This window comes from Cereibacter changlensis JA139 (assembly GCF_003034985.1).
GTDB lineage: Bacteria > Pseudomonadota > Alphaproteobacteria > Rhodobacterales > Rhodobacteraceae > Cereibacter > Cereibacter changlensis.
In genome coordinates, this window is sequence record NZ_PZKG01000313.1 from 1 (window position 1) to 1,711 (window position 1,711).

Here is a 1,711-nt window from a genome sequence, read left to right on the forward strand (position 1 = left end):
TGGCGACGCAGACGCCCTGGATGACGAAGGCGGTGGTCCGGACCCGCGCTACCGAGACGCCGGAGAAGCGGGCCACGTCGGGGTTCGACCCCGCGGCCATGCAGCGCCGGCCATAGCGGGTGCGGTAGAGCAGGAAGGTCCCGGCCAGCACCACGACGAGGGTGATGACCACCGGCAGCGGGATGCCCAGCAGATTGCCGAAATAGACCGGCCGGTAGGGGTCGCGCAGCGCCCGCTCGATCGGGATCGACCCGCCGTCCGACATCCAGGTGATCAGCGCGCGGAAGATGCCCATGGTGCCCAGCGTGGCGATGAAGGGCTCGATCTTGCCGACGGTGACGATCAGCCCGTTCAGAAGGCCGCAGAGCGCGCCGACCACCAGCCCGACGCCGGCGCCGATCAGGATCGCATTGGCCCCCATCGAGGGCTCCAGCCGGTTCATGGTCAGGATCATGATGCCGGTGACGAAGGCCATCATCGAGCCGACCGACAGGTCGAGCCCGCCCGAGGAGATCACGAAGGTCGCGCCGACGGCGATGATCGCCACGAAGGCCGAGCGGGTGACGACATTGGCGATGTTGGTGGCGCTGAGGAAATTGTCGTTCAACAGCATCCCCGCCAGCACCACCACCGCCAGCGCGATGAAGGGACCGGCGTCGGCCCACTGTATCCGGCGCGGTTCCCGCGCTGCCGACCCTACCGCCATCGTCATGCCTCTTCCCCCGTCGTCATCCGCGCCTCGCCGCTGGTCGCGGCATAGACGACGTTCTGTTCCGTGATCTCGTCGCCCCTCAGCTCGGCCACCAGCCGCCCTCCGCGCATCACCAGCACCCGGTCCGACAGCCCGACCAGCTCCGGCAGTTCCGAGGAGATCACGATGCAGGCCTTGCCGGCTCTGACGAGCTTGTCGATGAAGTCGTAGATCTGGCCCTTGTTGCCGATGTCGATGCCGCGCGTCGGCTCGTCGATGATCACCACCGAAGGGTCGGTCAGCATCACCTTGGCCAGAAGCAGCTTCTGCTGGTTGCCGCCCGACAGCTGCCCCGCGTCGAGGCTCACCGAGCGCACCCGGATGTCGTAGTCGCCGACCGCCTTGTCGCGCGCCGCGGCCTCTCGGCGGTGGTCGAGCCTGAGCCCCGGATGCATCAGGTCCAGCGCCTGCAGCGTCAGGTTCACCGCAAGCGATTCCTCCAGTAAGAGGCCCTTGCCCTTGCGATCCTCGGTCAGGTAGACCAGCCCCGCCGCCTGCCAGCCGGTGACCGAGCGCGGCGCGACGGCCGTCCCGCGCATCAGCGCCCGGCCCTGCGCGGGCCTGAGCCCCATCAGCCCCTCGAACAGCTCGGTCCGGCCGGAGCCGATCATGCCGCCGATGCCCAGCACCTCGCCGGGGCGCACCGAAAGGCTCGCCTGCACCGCGCCATGGTCGACCGACAGGTCCTCGACCACCAAGAGCGGCTCGGCCGAGACCGGCGGGCGTTTCGGCGGGTAGAGCATGTCCAGCTTGCGCCCGACCATCAGCTCGGCCATCTCGCGCTGCGACATGCCTTTGGCCGGCCAGGTGCCGATCATCCTTCCATCGCGCAGCACGGTGACCCTGTCGGCCAGCGCCTCGACCTCGTCGAGCCGGTGCGAGATGTAGAGCACGGCCGCCCTGGCCTCGCGCAGACCCCGCACCACCGCGAGCAGCGCCGCCACCTCGTCATTCGCCAGC

General features: G+C 69.2%; 2 protein-coding genes. Both read right to left on the reverse strand.

Annotation, left to right across the window (positions count from 1 at the left end; genetic code table 11):
• The coding region (locus C5F48_RS23575; protein WP_107666098.1) for an ABC transporter permease at nt 1-712 on the reverse strand (712 nt) is incomplete at its 3' end.
• A partial coding sequence (locus C5F48_RS23580) for an ATP-binding cassette domain-containing protein (protein WP_146170752.1) occupies nt 709-1,711 on the reverse strand: 1,003 nt, incomplete at its 5' end. The genes C5F48_RS23580 and C5F48_RS23575, both read right to left, overlap by 4 nt.